15 protein-coding genes, 1 tRNA gene and 3 pseudogenes are annotated in these 22,106 nt (G+C 69.7%); 9 read left to right on the plus strand and 10 right to left on the minus strand.

Features of this window, described 5'->3' with window-relative positions; translation table 11 throughout:
- Positions 1 to 284: 284 nt before the first annotated feature.
- A complete protein-coding gene (locus tag ACZ7LS_RS23775; RefSeq protein WP_385130863.1) occupies positions 285 to 665 on the plus strand; it encodes an ATP-binding protein in 381 nt (126 codons plus the stop codon).
- 343 nt (positions 666 to 1,008) lie between these two features.
- Here the strand turns inward: ACZ7LS_RS23775 and ACZ7LS_RS23780 are convergent.
- The 5 genes and pseudogenes from ACZ7LS_RS23780 to ACZ7LS_RS23800 all read right to left on the minus strand — a co-directional run.
- Positions 1,009 to 2,725, minus strand: a pseudogene (locus ACZ7LS_RS23780) (relaxase/mobilization nuclease domain-containing protein).
- On the minus strand, positions 2,722 to 3,117 hold the full coding sequence (locus tag ACZ7LS_RS23785) for a plasmid mobilization protein (RefSeq protein ID WP_385130866.1): 396 nt from the start codon (positions 3,115 to 3,117) through the stop codon (positions 2,722 to 2,724). Before ACZ7LS_RS23785 ends, ACZ7LS_RS23780 begins: the two are co-directional and overlap by 4 nt.
- A gap of 311 nt (positions 3,118 to 3,428) precedes the next feature.
- On the minus strand, positions 3,429 to 4,919 hold the full coding sequence (locus ACZ7LS_RS23790; RefSeq protein ID WP_385130869.1) for a hypothetical protein: 1,491 nt from the start codon (positions 4,917 to 4,919) through the stop codon (positions 3,429 to 3,431).
- A gap of 133 nt (positions 4,920 to 5,052) precedes the next feature.
- Positions 5,053 to 5,742, minus strand: a pseudogene (locus tag ACZ7LS_RS23795) (zinc finger domain-containing protein); the annotation flags it as partial.
- Positions 5,743 to 5,757: 15 nt separating this feature from the next.
- A pseudogene (locus ACZ7LS_RS23800) lies at positions 5,758 to 6,663 on the minus strand (helix-turn-helix domain-containing protein); the annotation flags it as partial.
- Between the two features lie 1,227 nt (positions 6,664 to 7,890).
- On the opposite strand from ACZ7LS_RS23800, the gene ACZ7LS_RS23805 reads away from it, so the two are divergent.
- Both ACZ7LS_RS23805 and ACZ7LS_RS23810 read left to right on the plus strand, forming a co-directional pair.
- Entirely contained in the window at positions 7,891 to 8,028 is a 138-nt protein-coding gene (locus tag ACZ7LS_RS23805; RefSeq protein ID WP_469448903.1) for a helix-turn-helix transcriptional regulator, read from the plus strand.
- A gap of 140 nt (positions 8,029 to 8,168) precedes the next feature.
- Positions 8,169 to 9,437: a tyrosine-type recombinase/integrase gene (locus tag ACZ7LS_RS23810; RefSeq protein WP_385130875.1), complete on the plus strand. Its 1,269-nt coding sequence runs from the start codon at positions 8,169 to 8,171 to the stop codon at positions 9,435 to 9,437.
- Positions 9,438 to 9,571: 134 nt separating this feature from the next.
- Here the strand turns inward: ACZ7LS_RS23810 and ACZ7LS_RS23815 are convergent.
- Together ACZ7LS_RS23815 and ACZ7LS_RS23820 are read right to left on the minus strand one after the other, a co-directional pair.
- Positions 9,572 to 9,658: transfer RNA gene (locus ACZ7LS_RS23815), tRNA-Ser, on the minus strand.
- A gap of 267 nt (positions 9,659 to 9,925) precedes the next feature.
- Positions 9,926 to 10,513, minus strand: coding sequence for a TetR/AcrR family transcriptional regulator (locus tag ACZ7LS_RS23820; RefSeq protein WP_382522498.1), 588 nt, complete (start codon positions 10,511 to 10,513; stop codon positions 9,926 to 9,928).
- A gap of 115 nt (positions 10,514 to 10,628) precedes the next feature.
- Here ACZ7LS_RS23820 and ACZ7LS_RS23825 point away from each other — a divergent pair, with 115 nt between their 5' ends.
- The 3 genes from ACZ7LS_RS23825 (at position 10,629) to ACZ7LS_RS23835 (ending at position 14,649) form a co-directional block, all read left to right on the plus strand.
- A complete protein-coding gene (locus ACZ7LS_RS23825; protein ID WP_382871495.1) occupies positions 10,629 to 11,612 on the plus strand; it encodes an aldo/keto reductase in 984 nt (327 codons plus the stop codon).
- Positions 11,613 to 11,763: 151 nt separating this feature from the next.
- The gene (locus ACZ7LS_RS23830) at positions 11,764 to 12,720 is read left to right on the plus strand and encodes an SDR family NAD(P)-dependent oxidoreductase (protein ID WP_385130880.1); all 957 of its coding nucleotides are present in this window, start codon (positions 11,764 to 11,766) and stop codon (positions 12,718 to 12,720) included.
- 369 nt (positions 12,721 to 13,089) lie between these two features.
- Positions 13,090 to 14,649: a cation:dicarboxylate symporter family transporter gene (locus ACZ7LS_RS23835; RefSeq protein ID WP_385130991.1), complete on the plus strand. Its 1,560-nt coding sequence runs from the start codon at positions 13,090 to 13,092 to the stop codon at positions 14,647 to 14,649.
- Between the two features lie 64 nt (positions 14,650 to 14,713).
- Here ACZ7LS_RS23835 and ACZ7LS_RS23840 read toward each other — a convergent pair whose 3' ends face one another.
- Positions 14,714 to 16,351, minus strand: coding sequence for a S1C family serine protease (locus tag ACZ7LS_RS23840; protein WP_385130883.1), 1,638 nt, complete (start codon positions 16,349 to 16,351; stop codon positions 14,714 to 14,716).
- 216 nt (positions 16,352 to 16,567) lie between these two features.
- Here ACZ7LS_RS23840 and ACZ7LS_RS23845 point away from each other — a divergent pair, with 216 nt between their 5' ends.
- From ACZ7LS_RS23845 to ACZ7LS_RS23855, 3 genes are all read left to right on the plus strand, one after another.
- Positions 16,568 to 17,476, plus strand: coding sequence for a glycerophosphodiester phosphodiesterase (locus tag ACZ7LS_RS23845; protein WP_382522486.1), 909 nt, complete (start codon positions 16,568 to 16,570; stop codon positions 17,474 to 17,476).
- A gap of 251 nt (positions 17,477 to 17,727) precedes the next feature.
- Entirely contained in the window at positions 17,728 to 18,315 is a 588-nt protein-coding gene (locus ACZ7LS_RS23850; RefSeq protein ID WP_385130994.1) for an ATP-binding protein, read from the plus strand.
- Positions 18,316 to 18,607: 292 nt separating this feature from the next.
- Positions 18,608 to 19,573, plus strand: coding sequence for a DUF5926 family protein (locus ACZ7LS_RS23855; RefSeq protein WP_382522483.1), 966 nt, complete (start codon positions 18,608 to 18,610; stop codon positions 19,571 to 19,573).
- A 204-nt stretch (positions 19,574 to 19,777) separates the two neighbouring features.
- On the opposite strand, the gene ACZ7LS_RS23860 is transcribed toward ACZ7LS_RS23855, so the two are convergent.
- On the minus strand, positions 19,778 to 20,332 hold the full coding sequence (locus ACZ7LS_RS23860) for a hypothetical protein (RefSeq protein ID WP_385130886.1): 555 nt from the start codon (positions 20,330 to 20,332) through the stop codon (positions 19,778 to 19,780).
- A gap of 622 nt (positions 20,333 to 20,954) precedes the next feature.
- On the minus strand, positions 20,955 to 21,638 hold the full coding sequence (locus ACZ7LS_RS23865) for a bifunctional DNA primase/polymerase (protein ID WP_356509045.1): 684 nt from the start codon (positions 21,636 to 21,638) through the stop codon (positions 20,955 to 20,957).
- Positions 21,639 to 22,106 lie beyond the last annotated feature (468 nt).

Consider the following 22,106-nt stretch of genomic DNA (forward strand, 5'->3'; position numbering starts at 1 on the left):
CTGAACTGCAACCACTGTTCTGCGATGTTGCCGACCGGCAGTTCGTCTCTGCCAGGTCCTGTGCCTCTCTGCGTTACGAGAGAAACCATAACCACACCACCACCCAATGTCTACTCCAGCCGTCATAGATTTCCGAGTGTTCGACGGGTAAGTAATCGGCCTCGAACGCGGCGTGAGTCCGGGCGCAAGGCGGTTATCACCGGGTTGATCACGGCAGGGCCGGGGCATAAGCACCCGGCAGGCAAGCCCGGGCATGGGACGATCCAGAGACCAAGGTGGCCGTGATGGACATGATGAGCGTCAGCGTCGCTGCCCCCCGTTCGGCCGCCGGCGCACGCGAGAGCGCCCGGGACTTCCTCGGCGGTCTCGTCCACCCGGTCACGGATGAGGCCGCCGACACCGTGGTCCTGGTCGTCTCCGAACTCGTCACCAATGCTCTGCGCCACGGGGGCGGTACCTTCACCCTGGACCTGACCGCACATCCGGACGGCATCGAGGTTTCCGTACACGACCCCAGCTTGCGGGTGCCGCGCATGCGCACCCCCGACCTGAACGACGGCACCGGAGGCTTCGGCTGGCCCATGGTGAACCGCCTCGCCCGCACCACCGCGGTCACTCCCGGGCCCTCCGCCGGCAAGACCGTCACCGCCCTCCTCCCCCGCTAGCACCAAGGCGCCGGGCGGCCCTGTGGGGGCCGAAGCGGGACTGAATCTGTCCCGAAGTGCTTCGCGGGAGCCCGCTGTCTGCTGCGGCGGGAGGGCCGGCGGCGATTCGCCGGAGCATGAGCGTGATCGCGGCCCAGGTGATCAACGACTCCGAATGCCGGCAAGGGCGACGCCAAGATTCCGGTGAACTCCGTGGGCGCTGCTCAGGGCCCTGAAGTCAGAGGCGCGGGCGTGGCGTAGCTGCCGGGCGGACCCTGCGGGTGCGGACCCTACCGGTAGGTATCTCCCCATACACCCCGCCCGCAGGAAGGCCGGCCGGCCGCATTCCCAACTGACTCGCTCATCACGCCCTGCGCCGCTGATCGGCTCCGGACCGGTCGGTGACAGGGCGGGTTGTGCGTGAGTGCGGACCTGGGGTCGCGCTGGCCGCGATGGGCATCAGCTGTGTATCTGCGGGCAGGTCGGCGGTGCGGCGCAGCCGCCACACGAGTACGTCGCTGACGGAGTCGGCGGTGTCCAGCTCCCGGCGTCTGCTGGCGTCGGCGAGCAGCGTGGCGGGTTGGGTGCCCGGCGGCTTCGGCGCCGGCGAGAGTGGCGGCGAGGGCGTGCCAGCCGGGTTCGGCGAGGATCTGCTCGGCCAGCTCCGGCACCCCCGCGCGTAGGTGCGCGGTCTGTCGCTGGAGCCGGGGCTGGGTGAGGCCTTGGCCTCGCTGGTGGAGTACGGCCATCGCGTGCTGGGCGGCGGCCCGGTAGGCGGTGCGCAGGTGCTGGGCGCTCTGATGGGCGGCGGCAGCCTGCTGGGCGTGGTTCTTCCTGGCGTGCCAGTGGACGGCGGCGGTGACGAGGAAGAACGCCATGTCGATCACCATGGCCGTGGTCGCGCCGTCCTCCCCGTTCCCGAGGGCGGGTCCGTTGCGGACGAGGTCGCGGGCGGTCTGGCGAAGTGCCTGGTCGTGACCGTGAGCGGCTTGGGTGTGGGAGCGGGTGGGGCGCTCGAACAGGAAGGCCGCTTGGCACAGTTCGCTTCTGGTGGGGGCGGCGGAGGTGGTGGCGAGTGCGTCCAGGGCTTCCCCTGCCCCTGTGATGCGGGCGGCGATCTGCTCGTCGATGCCGTGATCGATGACCAGCAGCGCCTGCCACATGGCGGTCGCAGCCCGCCGCCTTGCCCCTGCGGGTCCGGGCCATCGGGCGCCTGTGGTCGCGTGACCTCCAGGTTCTGGCTGGCTGGTGATCCACCGCTCGCGGATCTTGGGGAGGGAGAGGTCGGAGGCGAGGGTGGACCCGGCGTAGTAGACGGGCTCACCAACCTGGTTGCGGTCGTCCGGCAGTGCGACCTGGTAGCCGAGGAGGTCGCCGGAGGGCGCGACACGTTGGTGAATCAGGAGGCCGGCGGCGGTGAGGCGGGTGAAGAACTCGGTCTCGTTCATGGTGCTGGCTGCCGCGTGGCGGACGGTTTCGCGTAGTTCCTCGCGTGGGGTCTGGGGGCGGTTCTCGCGTGCGGCTTTGTGGCGCTCCGCGCTGGTGGGGCGTTTCGCGGCGGTGCCGTCGCCGGGGTTGAGCTGTCGCAGGCCGTATTCGGCTTCGAGGACGCGTGCTTCGGCCTGGGCGCGGGCGGCGTCGTTGTTCAGCCGTGGTCTGCGGCCGTCCTCGCGGACGAGGGTGGCGACGATGTGGATGTGGTCGTCCGCGTGGCGTACGGCGGCCCAGCGGCAGGCCGTGTCGTCGCCGGTGGGGGCGATGCCGGTGGCGGCGACCATGCGGCGGGCGATGTCGGCCCACTGCTCGTCGGTGAGCAGCGGGTCCTCGGGGCTGTTGCGTACGGACAGGTGCCACACGTGCTGGTCGGGGCGGCGTGAGGGGGGCAGGGCGTCGACGGGCTGGTCCAGGAGTTGTGCGAGGTCGGCGTAGGTGGCGTCCGGGTGGCGGCCGGGGTCAGGGGCGAAGGCGTCCCAGGCGGCGACGAGGTGGGGGTCGGTGTGCTCCTCGCACCTGCCCGGCTCGTACAGGTAGAAGATCAGGCCGACCGTGCGGCTGCCGCGCTTGTGAACACGGGGAATCATCCGGACCGGTTCTCGCCGGTGAGGTACTGCTGGGTGAAGGCGTCCACCCGCCGTGCGGCGCGTTCGACGGCGTCCAGAACAGCGGTGGCGTGGCGTGCGTCGGCGCCGGAGTTGGCCGCTGCTGCGACTTGGTTGAGGTTGTTGCCGATCTGGCCGAGATGCCGGCGCAGCGCGAACAGCTCGCTCACCACTTCGCGTTCACCGGCCACCTCGGCGGCGGTGCGCTCCAGGTCTCGGGCGGCGTTGAGACCGGCGCGGGCGAGGAACGCGGCGATGCTCATACCGCAGGCGGCAGCGCCACGTGCCAGACGCTGGTACTCGGTGTCGTTCATACGGCAGCTCGGCTGGTGCATACGCTTGTCGTCGTCACGCAGACGCTCACGCTGCTTCACACGCGGCTTCAACGGCCGGCGCAGGCGTGCTCACACGACGAACGACGGCACGCGTGCTGCTGCTCCTGCTGTTCCGGATGGAGGCCGCCCTCGGCCCCATCCGGACCGGCCGGCGCCCCCTGGCGCCGACCGGCTCCCGCCACCCCCGGGGCGGGAGCCGCGTGAGCATTGCTGCCATCGGAAGCGATGCTCACGCGATAACGTGCTCCGCCTGAGGTCGAGTTGGAGTCCTCCTGACCGGACTGGTGGACGGGAGTGTTCCGCGGGTCTGTCATCGGATGAGGTTCCTCGTCGTGCGTGATTGTCGGATGTCAGATGGTGGTTTCGGTGCGCAGTTCGTGCAGGACGAGGCCGAGGCGCTCGTTCCGGCCGCCCTTGAGGCCCTCGTTGCGGAGGATCTCCCGCACCTGAACCCGGGTGACGGTCTCATTGCCGTCCCGCTCCAGCAGCGCCGGAACATGGGGCCGGACCCTCGTGACGAGTTGGTCCACCGATAGCACCGGTCCCCTCGACGGGTTTTTCGACTGCCCTCGGGACCGGTTCCGGTTGCCTTTCCCCTTCTGCTTTCGCCGCGCGGGTCCCGAGCCAACATGCCCCGGTCCCCGCCACGGCCGGTCCCCGACACGGTTCCGGTCCCGGTCCCGGAGCCGGTCCCGGTCCCCGTGTCGGTCCCGCTCGGTCCCCTTCCCCGTGTCGGTGCCGGTCCCCGGCTCGGTCCCCGCGTCCTGGCGTGGGTTTCCGGGGACCGGTCCCCTTCCGGTCCCCACGTCGGTCCCCGCAACGTGGTTCTCGGTCCCCACGCTGTGGTTCGCGTTCTCGGGGACCGGTCCCCGTTCGGTCCCGGTTGCCCGGTCCCCGACGGGTTCGGTATCCGTGTGGGGACCGTCGTCGGGGACCGTGGGGTTCCAGCCTTCTGGTGAGGGGACTGTGCCGGCCTGCCCGCTGTCGTGGTGTGGGGACCAGGGGGAGGGAAGGGCGACGGTGGCGAGATCGTATGCGTGCCGTCGGGCGGCGAGCTGGTCGAGCAGCTGCGTGCGCTGCGTCGGGTCGGTGCCGACCGAAGCTCGTCCTACGGCCTTCGACAGGCGGTGTGCGAGTCTCCTCCCGCGCCACCGTTGCCGCAGGGCGGGTGTGTGTTCGGCGAGACGGGTGGCGAGGGTGACGGCGCGGGTGGTGGCACGGTCACGGGTGATCTGCGCGGCGTCCCGGTCGCGGGCGGCGATACCCAGGCGGGACAGCAGCCGCTCGCGTGCTTCACGCCCGAGCGAGGCAAGCAGACCCTGCGAAGCGGCGTCCGGCTTGTGGAGGCGCAGTTCGATGCCCATGGCCAGGTGCCAGAGCATCGCGGCCATGACGGGGCCGACGAAGGCCCGCACCGTGCCGCCGACCGGACCGGACTCGGCGTACGCCGGGATGATCTGCACCCCGGTGATCACCCAGACCAGGCTCCCGGGCAGACCGGGTGTGCCCTGGGCGTTGAGGTTCTGCCGGGCCATCAGCGCGGTCGCGAACAGGGCCAGTTCCGCGGCGCCGAGCATCATCGCCCGCTCCACGGTCCCCGCCACGTCGAGATAGTCGGCGGCGAAGCGCCAGCTCGTGTCGGCGCTGTAGGCAGTGCAGCCGACCGCGGCGAGCGCCGCGACCTTTACCGCCGGCCTGCCCGACCGACGCTCGCTCTGTGTGGAACGCCGTTGGCGGGCCCATCCCGCTGCCGCGAGGGCGACCACGCCGGTGACCGCGATCCCTACCGCGAGAAGCGCGGGCAGGTCGGTGATCGAACCGGGTGACAGGAAGTTGTTCATGCGGCCTTTCCGATAGGGGAGTTCGCGGTGTCAGCCGAGGGCTGGCGGGTCACCGGCTCGTCCGTACCGGGTCCGTTGGGCGCGGGCTGGCTCCTGGTCGGACTCGGCCTCGGCCTTGCCTGCCGGAGGCCGTCGCGGGCTCCTGTGCCTGCCACGCGGCGGCGGATTCGAGGCGGCTCGGGTGGGGTGTGGTCCGTGGCGCGTTGCCTCTGGCTCCGCCATCGGGGCCGACCCGCCTGCTGCGGCAGGGCTTTCCCTCGGGAGCGTGGCACCAGTCGCAGCGGACCCCGAGGGCGTCCGGTCGGCCCTGTGCAATGGCCGTCTCGCGGGCCGCGCGGGCGGGCCGGTAGGTGGCCAGTTGCGTGCGGACGGCCGGGGGTATGCACGAGCCGACCGCTCGCAGCCGCGCCTCCAGTGCCCGGTCGATCCCGTCACGCCCGCTGGTGATGGCCCGGTGCTGGGCGGGCTCGGCGCTGCCGGTGGCCACGGCCCTTCGTGTACGGGCCAGTTCGGCGGTCCAGGCGACCTGGTCGTCCGGATCGGCGGACGGGGTGGGGTCCGTGTGCCGCTGGAGACGGTCCCGGCGGTAGCTGCTCCACCGGCGGGCGATGTCGGCGGGGAGGATCGGGTACGGCGAGTTGAGGATGTGCTCCCGGGCGACGAGGCGGGTGTCCCACCCGTGCCCGGTGTCCAGGGGCACGTCGCCGAGCAGGTGGTGCCACTGGGCTATCTGGTCGCGTGCTTCGCCGGTGTCGGTGCGGATGAGGCGCGGGTCGAGCCGGCCGAGATAGGCCAGTAGACCGCCGACTTCGTAGGGGGTCACCGGGGTGCTACTCCGTTCCGTTCCGTTCGGCTCGTCGAGCGCGGCGCGCAGGGCGGCGGTGTGGGCCTCGGTCCGGGTCAACCCTCCAGCGGGGGAAGGGCCTTGACCTGGCAAAGCGTAGGGGTTCGGGCGGCTGAGTGTGGGGTTGTGCTCGCGGGCGATCCAGGACCGCCAGTCGGCCGCCCACGCTCCTGCCGTGCGGGGCTGGAACTCGGCACGGTGTGCACGCCACTTCGCGTCGGCGGCGGCGAGGCCCTCCTCACCGAGCCGGTCGAGGTGGCCCTGTTGGCGGGTCCAGGTGTGGGTGTCCGGTTCGACCTGCCACGCGGTGGCCGGGATGAGGGCAGCAGCACCACTGCTGCTGTACCTACTTCGGTTCACCTGCGGTTCACTACGGTTCTGGGGGTCAGTTTCTGACCCTTCCGGGGGTCGGGATCCGACCCGTCGAGGGGTCGGATTCTGACGTGAGGGGGCAGATTCCGACCCGGTCGGAATCTGACGGCGGGGGTCGGATTCCGCCCCGCCCTTGGGCCAGATTCCGTGCTTCCGCAGCCGCTTCCCGTCCACCTCGGGCACTGGATCGGAGGCGGCCGGCGGCTCGACGTACGCGTCGAGGTCGTCCGTCGTGGCCGCGGCGACCTCGGCGAGCCACGCGGCGGTATGCGGCAGCCGGTACACCGTGCTGCGCTGCGGACCGGTGAACGTATCCAGCGTCTCCAGCTCACCGCTCTCCGCGAGGCCGGTCAGAGCGCCCCGCACGGCGTTACGGCTCGCGTTCGTCCGCTGCATGAGAGACGCGATCGAGGCCCAGGCGACGCACTGCTCGTCGGGCACCCGGTCGGCGATCGACAGCAGAACCAGGCGCGCGGTTCCCCGGCTGGAGCTGTGCTCCCACACCCATTCACGGGCGTCCTTGCTCATCGGCTGCCCCGGCGGGCTGCCGCGGAGGCCGGGACGTTCGGCCTATAACGCAGGGCAGAGGGAATAGAACGCTCCTCCTGTGGTGCAGCGGCACAGGTGTATACCCCGCGTGAAGGGCCGGTGCGGTGATACGGGTAAACCTCCAGCCCTTGCACGGGTGCGAGTGCCTGTGAGCATTCGGCGTCCGGGAGTTCACCTCCCGAGCGTCGGCGCCGTTTTCGGGTCGGATACCCGCCCCGATTCTCCGCTCCGCGCAACATTCACTCCCCACCATCGACCCTCGTCGGGCGAACTGCCCGGCGAGCGACGACGAACAGTAAATGCAAGGCGTGACTAAAGTCCAGACTTGGTTCTAGAACTCTCCACAAGTCGCAGCGCAGTACGCGCAATTTGACCTGAGAAACCTGCTGGTGCTGAAGAGAACGGGCCGGGTGGACCGCTCGCCCGGAGACCGAACTCGTCAAGGCCGGATCTCCGCAAGCGGGTTCAGCAGGGCCACCGGAGTCAGCGCATGGCGTACGCGCCGACGCCTCTCCTTCGCAAGGAGGTACTCGCTCTCATGGGGAAACCCGATGTCCGGCCCGACGGCACCGACTCTCTGCCGCCCATGGGCATTTCACATGGGTTCGCCCACGGCAGACAGGAAGAGAGGCGGAGGGACTGGAACGTTCTGCGAGACCATGTCAACGTACAACGTCCCCCGAAAACACCAGGTCGGAGCAGCCGTGAGGGACTGTGCAAGCGACCTCAGCACCTGTCGGGGTGCCAAGTGCGGCGGACCCTATGTAGCCGACGATCGCCGGTTGGCCAAACCGGCGATCCTGCAGACCATTGATGGAGTTCGCACCCAACACCTGCGGGTCGAACGGACAACACCCCCGGGCTCATTCATGGGCCCGGGCGTCGCACAACCGACTCTCCACCCTGGAAGGAACACGTCACTCGTCGGCTTCGCGTCACCTCGACTCAGGACGCGCATCTCTTCCAGGCCGTCCCTAAGGAATAACCCGTGCCGCATTCCCTCATCCTCCACGCCCGAAAACGGAGTTGCCCAACTCTGGCCGCCTGGAGAAACCGCGAAAGGACCACCTCCGACCTCAATCTCATCCTCACCGCCGAAGATCAGACGGCATACGCCGAAGCCGAAGAAGGAGTCTGACAGTGACCGCCTCATCTTCCAGTCGCAATCAGACTCTCACCCTGGCTGAGGTGCTGACCGAAATCCGGATGTCGCGCGCCGCTTTCTACCGGATGCGTGCTCTGGGCAAGGCACCGAAGTGCCTGAAACTGCCGAACGGTCAGATACGGGTACGCCGATCTGATCTCGATTCCTGGTGCGCCGACTGCGAGGAGATCGCTTGCTGACATACGACGTGCAGGTTTGGAGCGTTGACAAGCGGCCAGACCGCTCCAAGCTGTTTCGCCTCCGCTGGAGAGTCGGCTCGCAGACCTTCTCGAAGAGCTTCCGGCTCAAAGCTCATGCGGACGGGCGCCGTTCGGAGCTGATGGCCGCTCTGCGCAGCCGCGACCAGTTCGACACGGACACCGGTCTCCCCGGCTCGGAGGTTCGGGAACTCAACTCAGCTACCTGGTACGTCCACGCGCGCGCGTACGTGGCAATGAAGTGGCCCGACGTCTCGGCCAAGCACCGTGCGAGCATCGCCGACGCTCTGGCCACGGTTACCCCAGCCCTCGTGAGCGACAGCCGGGGCGCCCCCGCTCCCAACGTGCTCCGCCGGGCGCTCTACGCGTGGGCCTTCCGCCTGGCCAAGGACTCCAACGGTGTCTGGCAGTTCCGCACCGCAGTGGTGAAGCCTCCTGAGGACGTCGCGTCGGCGCTGACGTGGATCGAGCGGAAGTCGGTGAAGGTCGCAGAACTCGACTCTGCTCCGTTGCTGCGCCTGGCGCTCACCGCGCTGTCCCTCAAGACGGACGAGACAACGGCGGCGCCGAACACGGTTCGGCGGAAGCTGCCGGTGTTCAGTAACGCCCTTCGGTACGCGGTGGAGTGCGAACTCGTGACCGCCGTCCCTCTGAGCAAGGTCGACTGGAGCCCGCCGGAGACGGACGACGAGGTGGACTTCCGCTTCGTGCCCGGCCCCAGTCTCGCCAGAAGGCTCATCGCCTCAGTCGGCACTCAGGGCAGGCGCGGCGAACACCTGGAAGCCTTCTTCGGCTGCATGTACTACGCGGCCATGCGCCCGGCCGAGGTCACCGATCTGCACCTGAAGGACTGCACTCTGCCCGCAGAGGGCTGGGGCGAGTTGCTGCTCTCCGGCAGCAAACCCGTTGTCGGCTCCGGCTGGACGGACACCGGTGAGTCCTTCGACACCAGAGGCTTGAAGAAGCGCGCGAGGAAGACCACTCGCCCCGTGCCCATCCCGCCGGTCCTGGTGGCCATGCTGCGCGAGCACCTCAAGAAGTACGGCGCGGCCAAGGACGGCCGGCTGTTCCGTGCCAGCCGCGGTGGCCACGTGCTGTCCAAGGAGTACGGCGAGATCTGGCAGGCTGCCCGCCACGCTGTACTCGAAGAGTGGGAGGTGCCCACGCCGTTGGCCGGGTACCCGTACTTGCTCCGTGCCGCGTGCGTGTCCCTGTGGCTGGCGTCCGGGGTGGCGCCGGCGGAGGTTGCCCGTCGGGCCGGCCACAGCATCGCGGTCCTCTTCCGCTTCTACGCCAGGGTCATCCACGGCAGTCAGAGCAGTACCAACGCTCAGATCGAGCGTGCTCTCAACGCTGCCGACGACCAGGTCGAGGACCCTGGTCCAGCCTGAATCTGGAACACAAATGGACCACTGACGCTGGTCAGAGGTGGGATACAGGCAGAACAGAACGAGACAGACACAAACGGAAGGGGTGTCTCCAATTCGGAGGCACCCCTTCTGACCTGCACATACTCTGACCTGGGCGGTGGGTGTGGGATTTGAACCCACGGTGACATCGCTGCCACGACGGTTTTCAAGACCGTTCCCTTAGGCCGCTCGGGCAACCCACCCACGCCCCGCCCACCAGCGACGGAGCGGCTACAGCCTACCGGGCCCGACCGGTCTCGGGGGCCGTTGGTCCGTCCCCTGTTCCGTGCACCGGCTCAAGTGCTTCGTCGTAGGGCCGTTCCAGCGCCCGCGGTGCCTGCGTAGCGGCCGACGGCCCCGGCCGGTGATCATCAGGTGATCGGCGATCAACGCCGTTTCGCTCATCAGGTGCGAGGTCAGCAGCAGAGGCACCGGCCCGTCGTACGCCGTGCGTGCCCCTGAGGTCGCTGCTACGTGCTTGCGGGCTTCGGCTCGCTCATCCGTCGCGCTGCCTCGACGACTGCCGAGCGGTGCAGATCCAGCCGCTGCGGCGACCAGGACTGGCTGACCTCCTTGGGGTCCATTCCCTCGGCGGCCCAGAACCAGGCCTGGGCCGCGGCGAGAACCATGGTCAGGAGGTCAGCAGGCTCCATCCCCGCCGCGATCTCGCCGCGCCGCTGCGCGTCGGCCACCTCGGCGGTTTTGTGCTGGAACGCGTCCGGTTCGAGTCCGGTGGCGGAGGGGCGTTCCAGCAGTTTCCACAGGCGCAGGCGCATCAGGTCGGGCCGGGCGACGAGGTGGTCGAAGATCGCGCCCGCGTATCCGGGCAGATCCTCGACGTCGAACGGCACCGACTCGGCGCCCGCCGTCATCGCCCGTTCCAGAACCGCGTCGAACAGCTGTTCCTTGTTGCCGAAGTAGACATAGATCAGCCGCTTGTTCGCCCCCGCGGACTCCGCGATCCGGTCCACTCGGGCACCGGCGATGCCGTGGGCGGCGAATTCGGTGAAGGCGGCGTCGAGCAGCCGGGCCTTGGTGGCGCTGGAGTCCCGTGGCATGCCTGCCACTCTAGCAAGTAACTATCTAGTTATTGACACGAGCGCCCCGTCCGCCTACCGTATGAATCTATCCAGTTAGTTACTAAGTACGTCACGAAGCGAGTGAGGGAACCTCATGGATCAACGCGCACTGGGCGGCCAGGGCCTGACCGTCGGAGCCCAAGGCCTCGGCTGCATGGGCATGAGCGCGTTCTACGGCGCCGCCGACGAGAGCGAGTCGCTGGCCACCATCGACCGCGCGCTGGAGCTCGGCGTCACCCTGCTGGACACCGCCGAGAGCTACGGACCCTTCATCAACGAGCGGCTTCTCGGCAAGGCGCTGGCAGGGCGCCGGGAGGCTGCCGTGGTCGCGACCAAGACCGGCGTGGAGATCGCCGACGACGGCCGGGTGCTCGGTCTCAACGGCCGGCCCGAGTACGTACGCCGGGCCCTCGAACGCTCACTGCGGCACTTGGGCACCGACCACATCGACCTGTACTACGTGCACCGCATCGACCCCGGGACGCCCGTCGAGGAAACCGTCGGCGCCCTGGCCGAGTTGGTCGCCGAAGGCAAGATCCGCCACATCGGCCTCTGCGAGGCCTCCGCGCAGACCATCCGGCGTGCCCACGCCGTCCACCCGCTCACCGCCGTCCAGACCGAGTACTCGCTCTTCGAGCGCGGCATCGAGCACGACGGGGTGCGCGACACGCTGCGGGAGCTGGGGATCGGCCTGGTCGCCTACTCCCCGCTCGGGCGCGGCTTCCTGTCCGGCGCGATCACCAGCCCCGACGACTTCGCCGAGGACGACTGGCGCAGGACCGACCCCCGGTTCCAGGGCGAGAACTTCGACCGCAACCTGGACGTCGTCCGCGAGGTACGCCGCATCGCGTCCGGCAAGAACGTCACACCGTCGCAGCTGGCGCTCGCCTGGGTCCTGCACCAGGGCGCCGTCGCCATCCCCGGCACCAAACGCCGCCGCTACCTTGAGGAAAACGTCGCCGCGACCGGGACGACCCTGACCGGCGACGACATCGCCGCCATCGAAGCGGTCGCCCCGCACGGCGTGGTCACAGGCGACCGCTACGCACCCGAGCTGATGGGGACGCTCAACGGCTGAGAGCCGACCAGTTCCCCACCCAGACCCCCATCGCGGGGCCAGAACGTCCCGCCGAGGCGCCGAACGCGAGCGCGAACGCGAACGCGATCCACGCCTGAGCCACACACCTTGCCTGCGGCCCCCGGTCCTCTCACATCAGGAGACTCACCTCATGTCCGTACCTCAGACGCCCCACGTGTTCGGGGCAAGCACCACCGCCGCCGAGGTAATCGACGGCGTCGATCTGCACGGCCGCAAGGCCGTGGTGACCGGAGCCAGTTCCGGAATCGGGGTGGAGACGGCTCGCGCGCTCGCCGCGGCGGGCGCCGATGTCACCCTGGCCGTACGGGACACCGACGCGGGTGCCCGCGTGGCGGCGCGCCTGGAGGCTGAACTTCCCCCGGAAGCAGGGAAGTTGACAGTCGGACGGCTTGACCTGGCCGACCGGTCGACGGTCGCGGCGTTCGTGGCCGCCTGGCACGGCCCATTGCACATTCTGGTCGGCAACGCCGGAGTGATGGCCCCGCAGGAACTCATCCGCACGCCCGACGGCCGGGAGCTGCAGTTCGCCGTCAACCACCTGGGCCACTTCGCCCTCGCCGTCGGTCTCCACCCGGCACTCGCGGCGTCGGACGGCGCGCGGATCGTCTCGGTGAGTTCCATCGGTCATCTCTTCTCACCGGTCGTCTTCGACGACCTGGACTACCGCTTCCGCCCCTACGACCCGTGGACCTCCTACGGGCAGTCGAAGACCGCCAACGCCCTGTTCGCCGTCGGTGCCGCGGAGCGATGGGCCGACCACGGCATCACCGCCAACGCTCTGATGCCGGGCAACATCGGCGAGACGTCCCTGGCCCGGCACATGGACCCGCACCAGGTGGCCGACTTCATCGCCGCCGGCGAACTCGCGCTGCCGCCGCAGAAGACTGTGCGGCAGGGCGCCGCGACCTCGGTGCTGCTGGCCGCCTCGCCGACCGTGGAGGGCGTCACCGGGCGCTACTTCGAGGACTGCGCGCAGGCCGAGCCGGTAACCGAGCGGGCCGGTGCCGTCACGGGCGTCGCGCCGTACGCCCTGGACCGGGAGAACGCGGCACGGCTGTGGGCCCTGTCGGAGACCCTCGTCCGTTAGCGTTCCGGGGGATCGGGCTCCCGGGAATCAAGTTCCGGTGCATCGGGTTCCCAGGAATCGGGTTCCGGAGAATCAGATACCGGACCGGGCCGGGGACTCGGACGGCAGACCGTGGGACGAATCCGGGCCCACCTCCGGCGGGACCGGATTCGGGACTGAATTCGGGACCGGATTCGGGACCGGCTCGCCGTCGTGTCCGTACGGGTTTCGCCTTCTTCGTCGGTTCGCGTAACGGCGCGGCGGACGTTCGTAACGTCGCCCTCATGCCGTCGAATCCCACCTCCCTGAGAGTGATCTTCGCGGAAGGTTCATTCCGCATGCCAGAAGCGCTCAGGGGAGATGTTCGTGCTGATACGACGCGCAGGCTCGTTGCTGCGCACCTCACTGTTCACTCAGGTCGCCGTCGCCCTACTGCTCGGGGTGCTGGTCGGGAAGGTGTGGCCGGAGGCCGGCGCTGCCGTGCAGTGGGTCAGTGACGGCTTCATCCGCCTGATCAAGACGATGATCGCGCCGCTGGTCTTCTGCGTCGTGGTCACCGGGATCGCCAAGGCGGGGGACCTGCGGGCGTTCGGACGGATCGGGGTCAAGGCGCTGGTCTGGTTCGAGGTGGCCAGTACGATCGCGCTCGTCCTCGGGCTCGTCGCCGCCAATCTGGTGTCGCCGGGGGCCGGGATGAACGTCGATCCCGCCACCCTGGACCCCGACGCCATCGACGCCAAGACCGGCGGGGGCGAGCTGGCGTCCACCTCCGACTTCGTTCTGGAGTCCCTTCCCACCAGCTTCGTCGGCGCGTTCGCCGAGAACTCGATCCTGCAAGTGCTGGTCCTGGCCTGTCTGACCGGCGCCGCTCTGCTCCATCTCGGGCCCAAGGTGCCCGCCATCCTGCCCGCCGTCGCCCAGGTGGAGACCGTCGTCTTCACGCTCGTGGGATACGTCATGCGGCTGGCGCCCCTGGCCGTGTTCGCCGCCTCGGCCGGCCTGATCGGGCAGTACGGGCTGACGGTCATCACCACGTACGGCAAGCTGATCGCGGTCTGCTACCTGGTCGGGCTGCTGTTCCTCGGGCTGCTCGCGGTCGCGCTGCGGCTGCTCACCGGGATCAGCCTCTGGCACTTCGTCCGCTACACGCGCGCCGAGCTGCTGCTCGCGCTCGGCACCGCCTCCAGCGAGAGTGTGATGCCGCGCATGATGGACAAGCTGCGCAAGGCGGGCTGCCGGGACGACGCGGTGGGGCTCGTGCTGCCCACCGGCTACTCCTTCAACCTCGACGGCGCGTCCATCTATCTCTCCGTCGGCACGCTCTTCATCGCGCAGGCGGTCGGCGTGGACCTGAGCCTGGGCCAGCAGGTGACGGTCGTACTGGTGCTGATGCTCACCAGCAAGGGGATGGCGGGCGTGCCGGGCTCGGCCTTCCTCGCCCTGTCCGCCACCGCCTCGTCGCTGGGTGTCATCCCGGCGGGCGCGGTCGCGCTGCTGCTCGGCGCGGACCGGATCATGGACTCGATGCGGGTCGTGGTCAATCTGCTCGGCAACTGCGCGGCGGTGTTCGTGGTCTCGCGCTGGGACGGTGCCCTCGACCTGCCACTCGCCCGCCGGGTTCTGACCGCCCCGCCGGGTGCGTCGGTGACGGACAGGTCGGTGACGGACAAGTCGGTGACGAATGAGTCGGTGACGGACGAGTCGGTGACGGACGAGTCCGAGACCCGTACGTCCGAGGCCCGTACGTCCAAGGCCGGTACGTCCGTGACCCGTACGTGCGAAGCCGGTACGTCCGAGACCCGTACGTCGGAGACCCGTACGTCCGAGACCCGTACGTCCGAGACCCGTACGTCCGAGGCCGATAAGCCCTCGACCGCCGAGTCCGTGACCACCGACTCGGCCGGCGGTACCCCTGACCAGACCCCCGCCGACACGACGGCCGGCGGTTGAGCGCGCTCCACGCCCTACCGCCGGCCTCCGGACACAGGCCCGGTGTCGAGTACGGACCCGCCTGTCAGCTCTCGCCCTGGCGCTCGCCCAGGGTGACCTGGGCCGTGGCCTCCTTGCCGTCGCGCTTGTAGGTCAGGGTGACCTTGTCGCCGGGCCGGTGGGTCCAGATCTGGCCGATGAGGGTGGGGCCGCTGTCGATCGGGGTGCCGTTGAACTTGGTGATGACGTCCCCGGCCTTCAGCCCCGCCTTGGCGGCCGGGCCGTTCGGGACGACTGCCGGGCTGCCGCCCTCGCCCTGCGCCGAGATCGTGGCGCCTTCGCCGCCCTCGGCCATCGTGACCGTGGCGCCGATCACGGGGTAGACGGGCTTGCCCGTCTTGATGAGCTGGTCGGCCACGTTCTTCGCCTGGTTGATCGGGATGGCGAAGCCCAGCCCGATGGAGCCGGCCTGGGACTGCCCCATGCCGCCGCTGCCCGCCGACTGGATGGCCGAGTTGATGCCGATGACCGCGCCCCGCGAATCCAGCAGCGGGCCACCGGAGTTGCCCGGGTTGATGGAGGCGTCGGTCTGGAGGGCGCTCATGTACGAGTTGCTGGAGCCGGAGCCGTCACCCGACGCGACCGGGCGGTTCTTGGCACTGATGATGCCTGTGGTGACCGTGTTGGAGAGACCGAACGGTGCGCCGATCGCGATCGTAGAGTCCCCGACGGCCACCTGCTCCGAGTTGGCGAGCGGGAGCGGGGTCAGACCGGGGGGCGCCTCCTTCAGCTTCACCACCGCCACGTCGTAGCCCTCGGCCCGGCCGATGACCTCCGCGTCGTACTTCTTGCCGTTGGAGAAGGTCGCCGTGAGGTCACCTCCGTTCGCCGCGGAGGCCACCACGTGGTTGTTGGTGAGGATGTGGCCTTCCCTGTCGTAGACGAAGCCGGTGCCCGTACCGCCTTCGCCGTTACCGCCCTGCGCCTCGATGGTGACGACGCTCGGCAGCGACTTGGCGGCCACCGAGGCGACCGTACCGGCGTCTCGCTTGACCTCCTTCGGGGCGTCGGCCGCGGAGACCGTCGTCGAGCCGATCGAACCCTCGTCGTTTCTCTCGGCGGCCCAGTAGCCGACCCCGCCGCCCACGCCGCCCGCGATCAGCGCGGCCGCGAGCACGGCGGTGATCAGCCCGCTCGGGCGCTTGCGCGGCGGGCGCGGCTCGTGTCCCTGCACCGGCGCGCCCCAGCCCGGACCGCCGTTGCCCACTCCCTCGTCGCCCGCTCCGCCGTACGAGCCGTACGAGGGGAACTCGGGCGGCGGCGGGGGCCAGCCCGCGTCGGCCGCACGCGGCGGGGCGGCGGCGGCATGGTCCGGCGCGGGCCCGTACTGCGAATGAGGCTGAGGATGCGACCGCGGATGCGACTGCGACTGCGACTGCGACGACGGGTACTGGGGGTCTGACTCGGGGAAACGGCCCGCCTGATCGGCCCTCGGCGCCACCGGCTCATGCGGAGCCTGCTCATGCGGAGCCTGCTCATGCGGAGCCTGCTCATGCGGAGCCGACTCACGCGAAGCCGGCTCGTGCGCTGTCGGCTTGTGCGCCGTCGGCTCCGGCGCGGCCCCTCGCGGAGCGGACGCGGGCGTGCCCTCTGGAGCGGCATCCGGCACGGGAGGTACGGACGGGTCGGCGGGGACCGCGTTGCCCTCGTTCTCAGTGCTCACAGCTCTTTCTCCTCGGTTCCACGTCGTCTTCGGCAAGAGTCCGCTGTGCAAGTGTCCGCGGTCAGCTTTTCCCACAGCACGTCAGGCCACTGTAAGCAGGACCTGTGCATCTGTCCGTCATCCTTTACACCGGACAAAAAGAACGCACCTGGACCGACCGGCCATGAGACACCAACCGTTCACTCACGTACCCCCTCACGATGACACCATGACGCGGTGACTCAAGCACGCCAGCACAGCATCCAGGTCGTCGCCCATCGCGGAGCCTCGGAGGACGCCCCCGAGCACACCCTGGCCGCGTACACGAAAGCCATCGAGGACGGCGCCGACGCGCTTGAGTGCGATGTACGGCTCACCGCCGACGGCCATCTAGTCTGCGTCCACGACCGCCGGGTGAACCGCACCTCCAACGGCCGCGGTGCCGTCTCCGCCCTGGAACTCGCCGATCTCGCGACCCTCGACTTCGGCTCCTGGAAGGACAGCGAGGAGAGCCCGGACTGGCGCGACCCGGAGTTCACCTCCGTACTGACGCTGGAGCGCCTGCTCGAACTGGTCGCGGACGCCGGCCGCCCCATCCAGCTGGCCATCGAGACCAAGCACCCCACCCGGTGGGCCGGGCAGGTGGAGGAACGGCTGCTGCAACTGCTGAGGCGGTTCGGGCTGGTGGACGACTCCGCGCGCGGTGGCCGGACCCCGGGTGCCGGCACGCGGGGCGGCCGCTCCCCGGGCGGCACGTCGCCCGGCGAGCCCTTCCGGGGCCGGTCCGTGCCGGGCGGACCCGTTCCCGGCGAGTCGCCCGTACGGATCATGAGCTTCTCGGCGCGCTCCCTGCACCGGATCGCCTCCGCGGCGCCCCAGCTGCCGACCGTTTATCTGATGCAGTTCGTGTCACCCCGGCTGCGCGACGGACGGCTTCCCGCGGGGGCCAGGATCGCGGGCCCCGGGATGCGGATCGTCCGTAACCACCCCGGATATATCGCCCGACTGCACAGGGCGGGCCACCGTGTCCATGTCTGGACGGTGAATGAGCCGGAAGATGTCGATCTCTGTGTCCGCCTCGGAGTGGAGGCGATCATCACCAATCGCCCCAAACAGGTTCTCTCCCAGCTGGGCCGTCTCGGCTGACATTTCCTGACTCCGCCTCACGGACAGTGACGAAGAGCGCACCGGCGCGTTCGTTCCGTGTTCGAACGTCATGAGTGCGTCAATGGCCTTCCTCTGGCCGGTTTCCGGTCCAGGCCATTGGGGCATCCACACGGTGGCGTGGGGCAAAGGAGGTCTCGGGGGTGGCGTTTGTGGTGGCACAGAAAGTGCCCACGTCGTCGTGCATGGCCGTACCCCATGGCCCTGCGGGCGTGGGTGAAGCGCGACACCGGATGCGCGAGCAGTTGAGGCGCAGCGGAATGTCGGACTCGGTGGTGGACGACGCCGTACTGATCCTTTCCGAACTGCTCAGCAATGCCTGCCGGCATGGCAGACCGCTGGGGCGTACGGAGATCGGTGACGGTGATGTCCGTGCCGCCTGGCGCGTGGACAAGGCGGGCCGGCTGACCGTCGAGGTGACGGACGGCGGTGGTCCCACGCGGCCCATCCCCGCCACGCCCTCGGTCACGGCACGCGGCGGGCGCGGGCTCAACATCATCACGGCCCTCGCCCAGGAGTGGGGGGTACGGGACAGCGCCTCCGGAGAAGTCACGGTGTGGGTCATCGTCACGGAAACGGAAGGGCATCGTCACGACAATTTCGCTACGCGCGTCACATCGCCCCGCCAGGGGCTGGAGAGCCGTGACGGCCTGGAGGAACTGGACGGACGACTGGACGGGTTGGAGGGGCTGGACGGGTTGGAGGGGCTGGACGCGCTGGAGGGTCTCGACGGACTGAGCGGTCTGGACGGGCTGGACGGGCTGGAGAGGCTGGACGGACTGGGGCAGGGTCTGACGGAGGTCCTGGAGGACAGGGACTGACCGCCCCTCCGTCTCGTCACGCATCCCCGTGGGGCCTCGTCGCCTCGTCGGCGCATCGTCCGGCCGACCCGCCGCCTCGTCACGCATCGGCCGTGCCGCCTCGTCGGCGCGTCGACGTGCCACCCCTCCGCCTCGTCGGCGCATCGTCCGGCCGACCCGCCCTCTCGTCAACGCGTCGCCCGGCCGACGCGCCGTCTCGCCCGTTCGCGCGGGCGCATCGCACCCCCGGCAATCCCCGTACGGCTAGGCTCGCGCCGACACCGCATCGCCGCTACCGGGAGAAAGCCACACCATGGCCAAGAAGCGCCCCCAGACGAAGGCCGCGAAGGCTCAGCTCAAGGACGGACCTATTCCGGTGGTGGGGGCCCGTGAGCCCTGCCCGTGCGGGTCGGGCCGTCGCTACAAGGCCTGTCACGGCCGGGCCGCCGCGCACGCCGTGACCGAGTTGGTCCAGCGCCCCTTCGAGGGGCTCGCCGGGGAGTGCGACTGGGTCGCGCTGCGCGAGCTGGTGCCCGCCGCGACCGCCGAACTGACCCTGAAGGACGGACTGCCCGAGGGAGTTCCGTCCGTGACCCTCGCGACGGTCCTGCCGATGGCCTGGCCGGCGCTCCGCCGCGACGACGGCTCCGTACTGCTCGCGCTCCAGAACGACACCTCGTCCGGTGATCTGAGCCGCGATCTCGCCGACACGCTCCGGCGTGCGCTGACCGCGGAGCCCGGCAATCCGGTGGCCGCCGAGCGGGTGCCCGCCGACGGTCCGCGACTCCAGGACCTGCTCGACCCCGACGCCGCCTTCACACCGGTCGTCCACTCCGGATTCGAGTTCTGGGTGCCGGACGCGCAGAACGCCTCGGCCGAGGTGACCGCCTCCCTGGAGCGCGCCAACGCAGCCGCCATCCCCACCGCGCTGCTCTCGGGGACGGACGCCGCGTACTGGTGCGAGACACCGGAGAAGAACCACCTCCGTTGGGTCATGCCGTACCCCGAGGAGAAACTGCTCGACGCGCTGGCCCGGCTGCACGCCGCGGGCACATCAAGCCTCGGTGAGGGCACCCGGCTGGTCGGCTCCTTCCGGGCGCACGGGCTCACCGTGCCGGTGTGGGACCTGCCGAGCGCGATGGGCGCGGAGGAGTGCGAGAAGCCCGCGGCGGAATTCGCCGAGCGGCTCACCGCGGCGCTCGCCGTCGACGAGCCGCTGACCGGGGACGAACGCCGGGCGCGCGGCGGGCTCACCAACCGCCAGGTGACGCTGAGCTGACAGTCCCAACGGACTGTGACGCGTTCCACGGAAGTCGGTGACACCTGTCACAACTTCCTCTACCGGCAGGTAATTCATTGTCCGAATACACCGGATCGAATTTGCTAACCGCCGATCTCTTGTTACGGTTCTAGAAGCCCGGTCGCTGGTGCATCCCCCGTCGCCAGCGACCGGGCGTCTGCGTTCCCGGACGCCCCCGGCGTGTCAACGAGCCGCCGGAGCCGGTGAGTTGCTTCCCGACCTCAGCAGCAGCGGCTCGATCTCCGCGCTTTCGACGCCGTCTCCCACGGCCTCCCTGCCGTTCCTGTCGGTCCAGCCGTTCCCGCCGGTCCAGCCGTTCCCGTCGTTCCCACTGTTCGCGGGAGCGGAGAACTCCGCCACCGCCATGTAGGCGGTGTGTTCGCCCCGGGACGGCTCGCGCGGTGTCTCGCAGATCGCCGGTTCGTCGTCGGCGTCGATCGGGCAGTGGGTCTGTACGGTCCGCCCGTACGGCCCCATCAGGCTCAGTACGGCGAGCAGTTCACCGCCCGTCTCGTTGCGGTAGTAGGTACGCGCCCACGTGTCGAGACCGACGGACCTGCCAGACGTGCCAACCGCGCCAGACCTGCCGGGGCGGCCGGTGCTGCGGGGGTTGCCGGAGTTGCCGGGCTCGGCCGTCCTGTCGCGTGCCGCGGTCAGGACGCAGGTCTGCGCCTCGACTCCCTCGGGAGAGATGACCTCGGGACCGCATCGCTCGGTCGTTCGTCCCGCGGGGTACATACCATCCCTACCGGTGGTCCCAGCGATCTCAGCGCTCGCAGCCATGGCGGACCCTTTAATTCCGGACACAGACGAAAGTGCCGTCTTCGCATCCGCAAGGACCCTGGCCGCGCCGCTCGCCGTACCGCCCTCTCTGCCGCCCATCGCAGTCGTACCGCCCACCGCAGTCGTACCGCCCGTCGCAGTCGTGGCACGCGTCGCAGTCGTGCCGCTCGTCGCTCCCGCGTCGGACAGAGGGCCGTCCGACGGGCCGGCTGAGGCGGCGAGTGGCAGCAGTGCCGTGAACACCACGACGGCCGCGAGCCCGATCATGCGGAGATTCATGGTGGGGCCCACCTGTCACTGCCGGGGAATTGCGGACGGTGGGCCGAAGATATCGACGGAATGAGGCGCCCATGGACCCCGCGCGCCCAATTCCCCGGCAACTCGGCCCTACTCGCACCCATACGAGTGACAGAGCGTGAACGCGCCCCGGTCCGGGTCAGTCCGGACCGGGGCGCGAAGAGCTCTCAACAACGCCGCGGCGGTACACGCGCCGCCGTCAGCACGCGTGCCGGCGGTCGCCCGTACGCGGGACCGACTGTCGCCCCGTACGCGGGACCGACTCTCGTCAGCAGTCCCGTCAGTACGCGAGCCGGCTGCCGCCGTCCGGCGCGCTCGTGCTCGCCTCGACGAGCGCGTCCACGACCGCCTCCACATCCGGCAGCCAGGGCGCCGCGGAGCCCTCCAGAGGCGCCCGCTCCCAGCGGACCTGTCCGCCGGCCGCCTCGGACGGCGGCAGCATCAGATAGCCGCCCTCACCGTGGAATCGCAGCGAACTGGGCACCCAGTCCTTGCTGTAGAGCAGCTCACCGAGCTGTTCGAGGCTGTACGGGGCCACCAGCAGCGACCAGCGGGTCGGGGTCGCGACAACCGGCCCCAGCCGCATGCCCATCCGGTCCAGCTCCACCAGCGCACGCGCACCGGCGACCGCGGGGAGGCTCACCGCGCACGGCGCGCTGTCGCCCGTGGCCAGCACGATCGGGGCCGTGGGGCGGTTGCCCCACCACCAGCGCACCATGCGCTCGTCGGTGGTGGCGGCGAGCAGCCCGGGGTCGAAGGGGTGCGCGCCGGGCACGACGCATTCGAGGTCGGGGCAGGCGCACGCGTGGCCGCGCGTCCCGCGTCCGCCGGCCGACGTGAGTCCGGCGCCCGGCAGTACGGGCCATCTCCACGCAGTGGCGTAGGTGAGCGCCGCGTCGAGCTGAGCAGCCCTCCCCTTGCGCCGGAACCGGAGCCTGCGTCGCCTTCCGAGGATCTCGCGCATGAGCGCTCGTTCCTTTCCGTTGAACGCCGCCACATGACACTGACACCATGTGTGTGCATCACTTCACCGTGCGTACATTTCGACGCGTGGCCGCCCCTTGCCCGAGGCACGGACAGACCTTCTCGGCCGTGGTGCGTCGCACCGTCCCTGAACCGAACCCGGACTGTCTTCATTAAACGCGTGGCGAGGGGTGGCGTGCGCATGGCGCTTACTGTCCCGCTGCCGTACCGCTGTACTCTTCCCGCCACTCCGGGGGATGGGTGTGAGTTACGGCGGTTAAGACGCCGAAGCCCGTCGGCAGGTTCCGAGGCGGTCCCAACTGCCCCTGTCCGTCACCGTTTACGTACCCATCACGTTCGAAATGACGCTCCACCCGGGTCGTACTCGAACTCAGCCCTGAAGGACTCCCAGTTGAGCGCCCTCAGTCGACCGCAAAACCACATCACCAGGGTCATTTTTTAGCCAAGT

It is taken from the genome of Streptomyces sp. NPDC039430 (assembly GCF_055639435.1).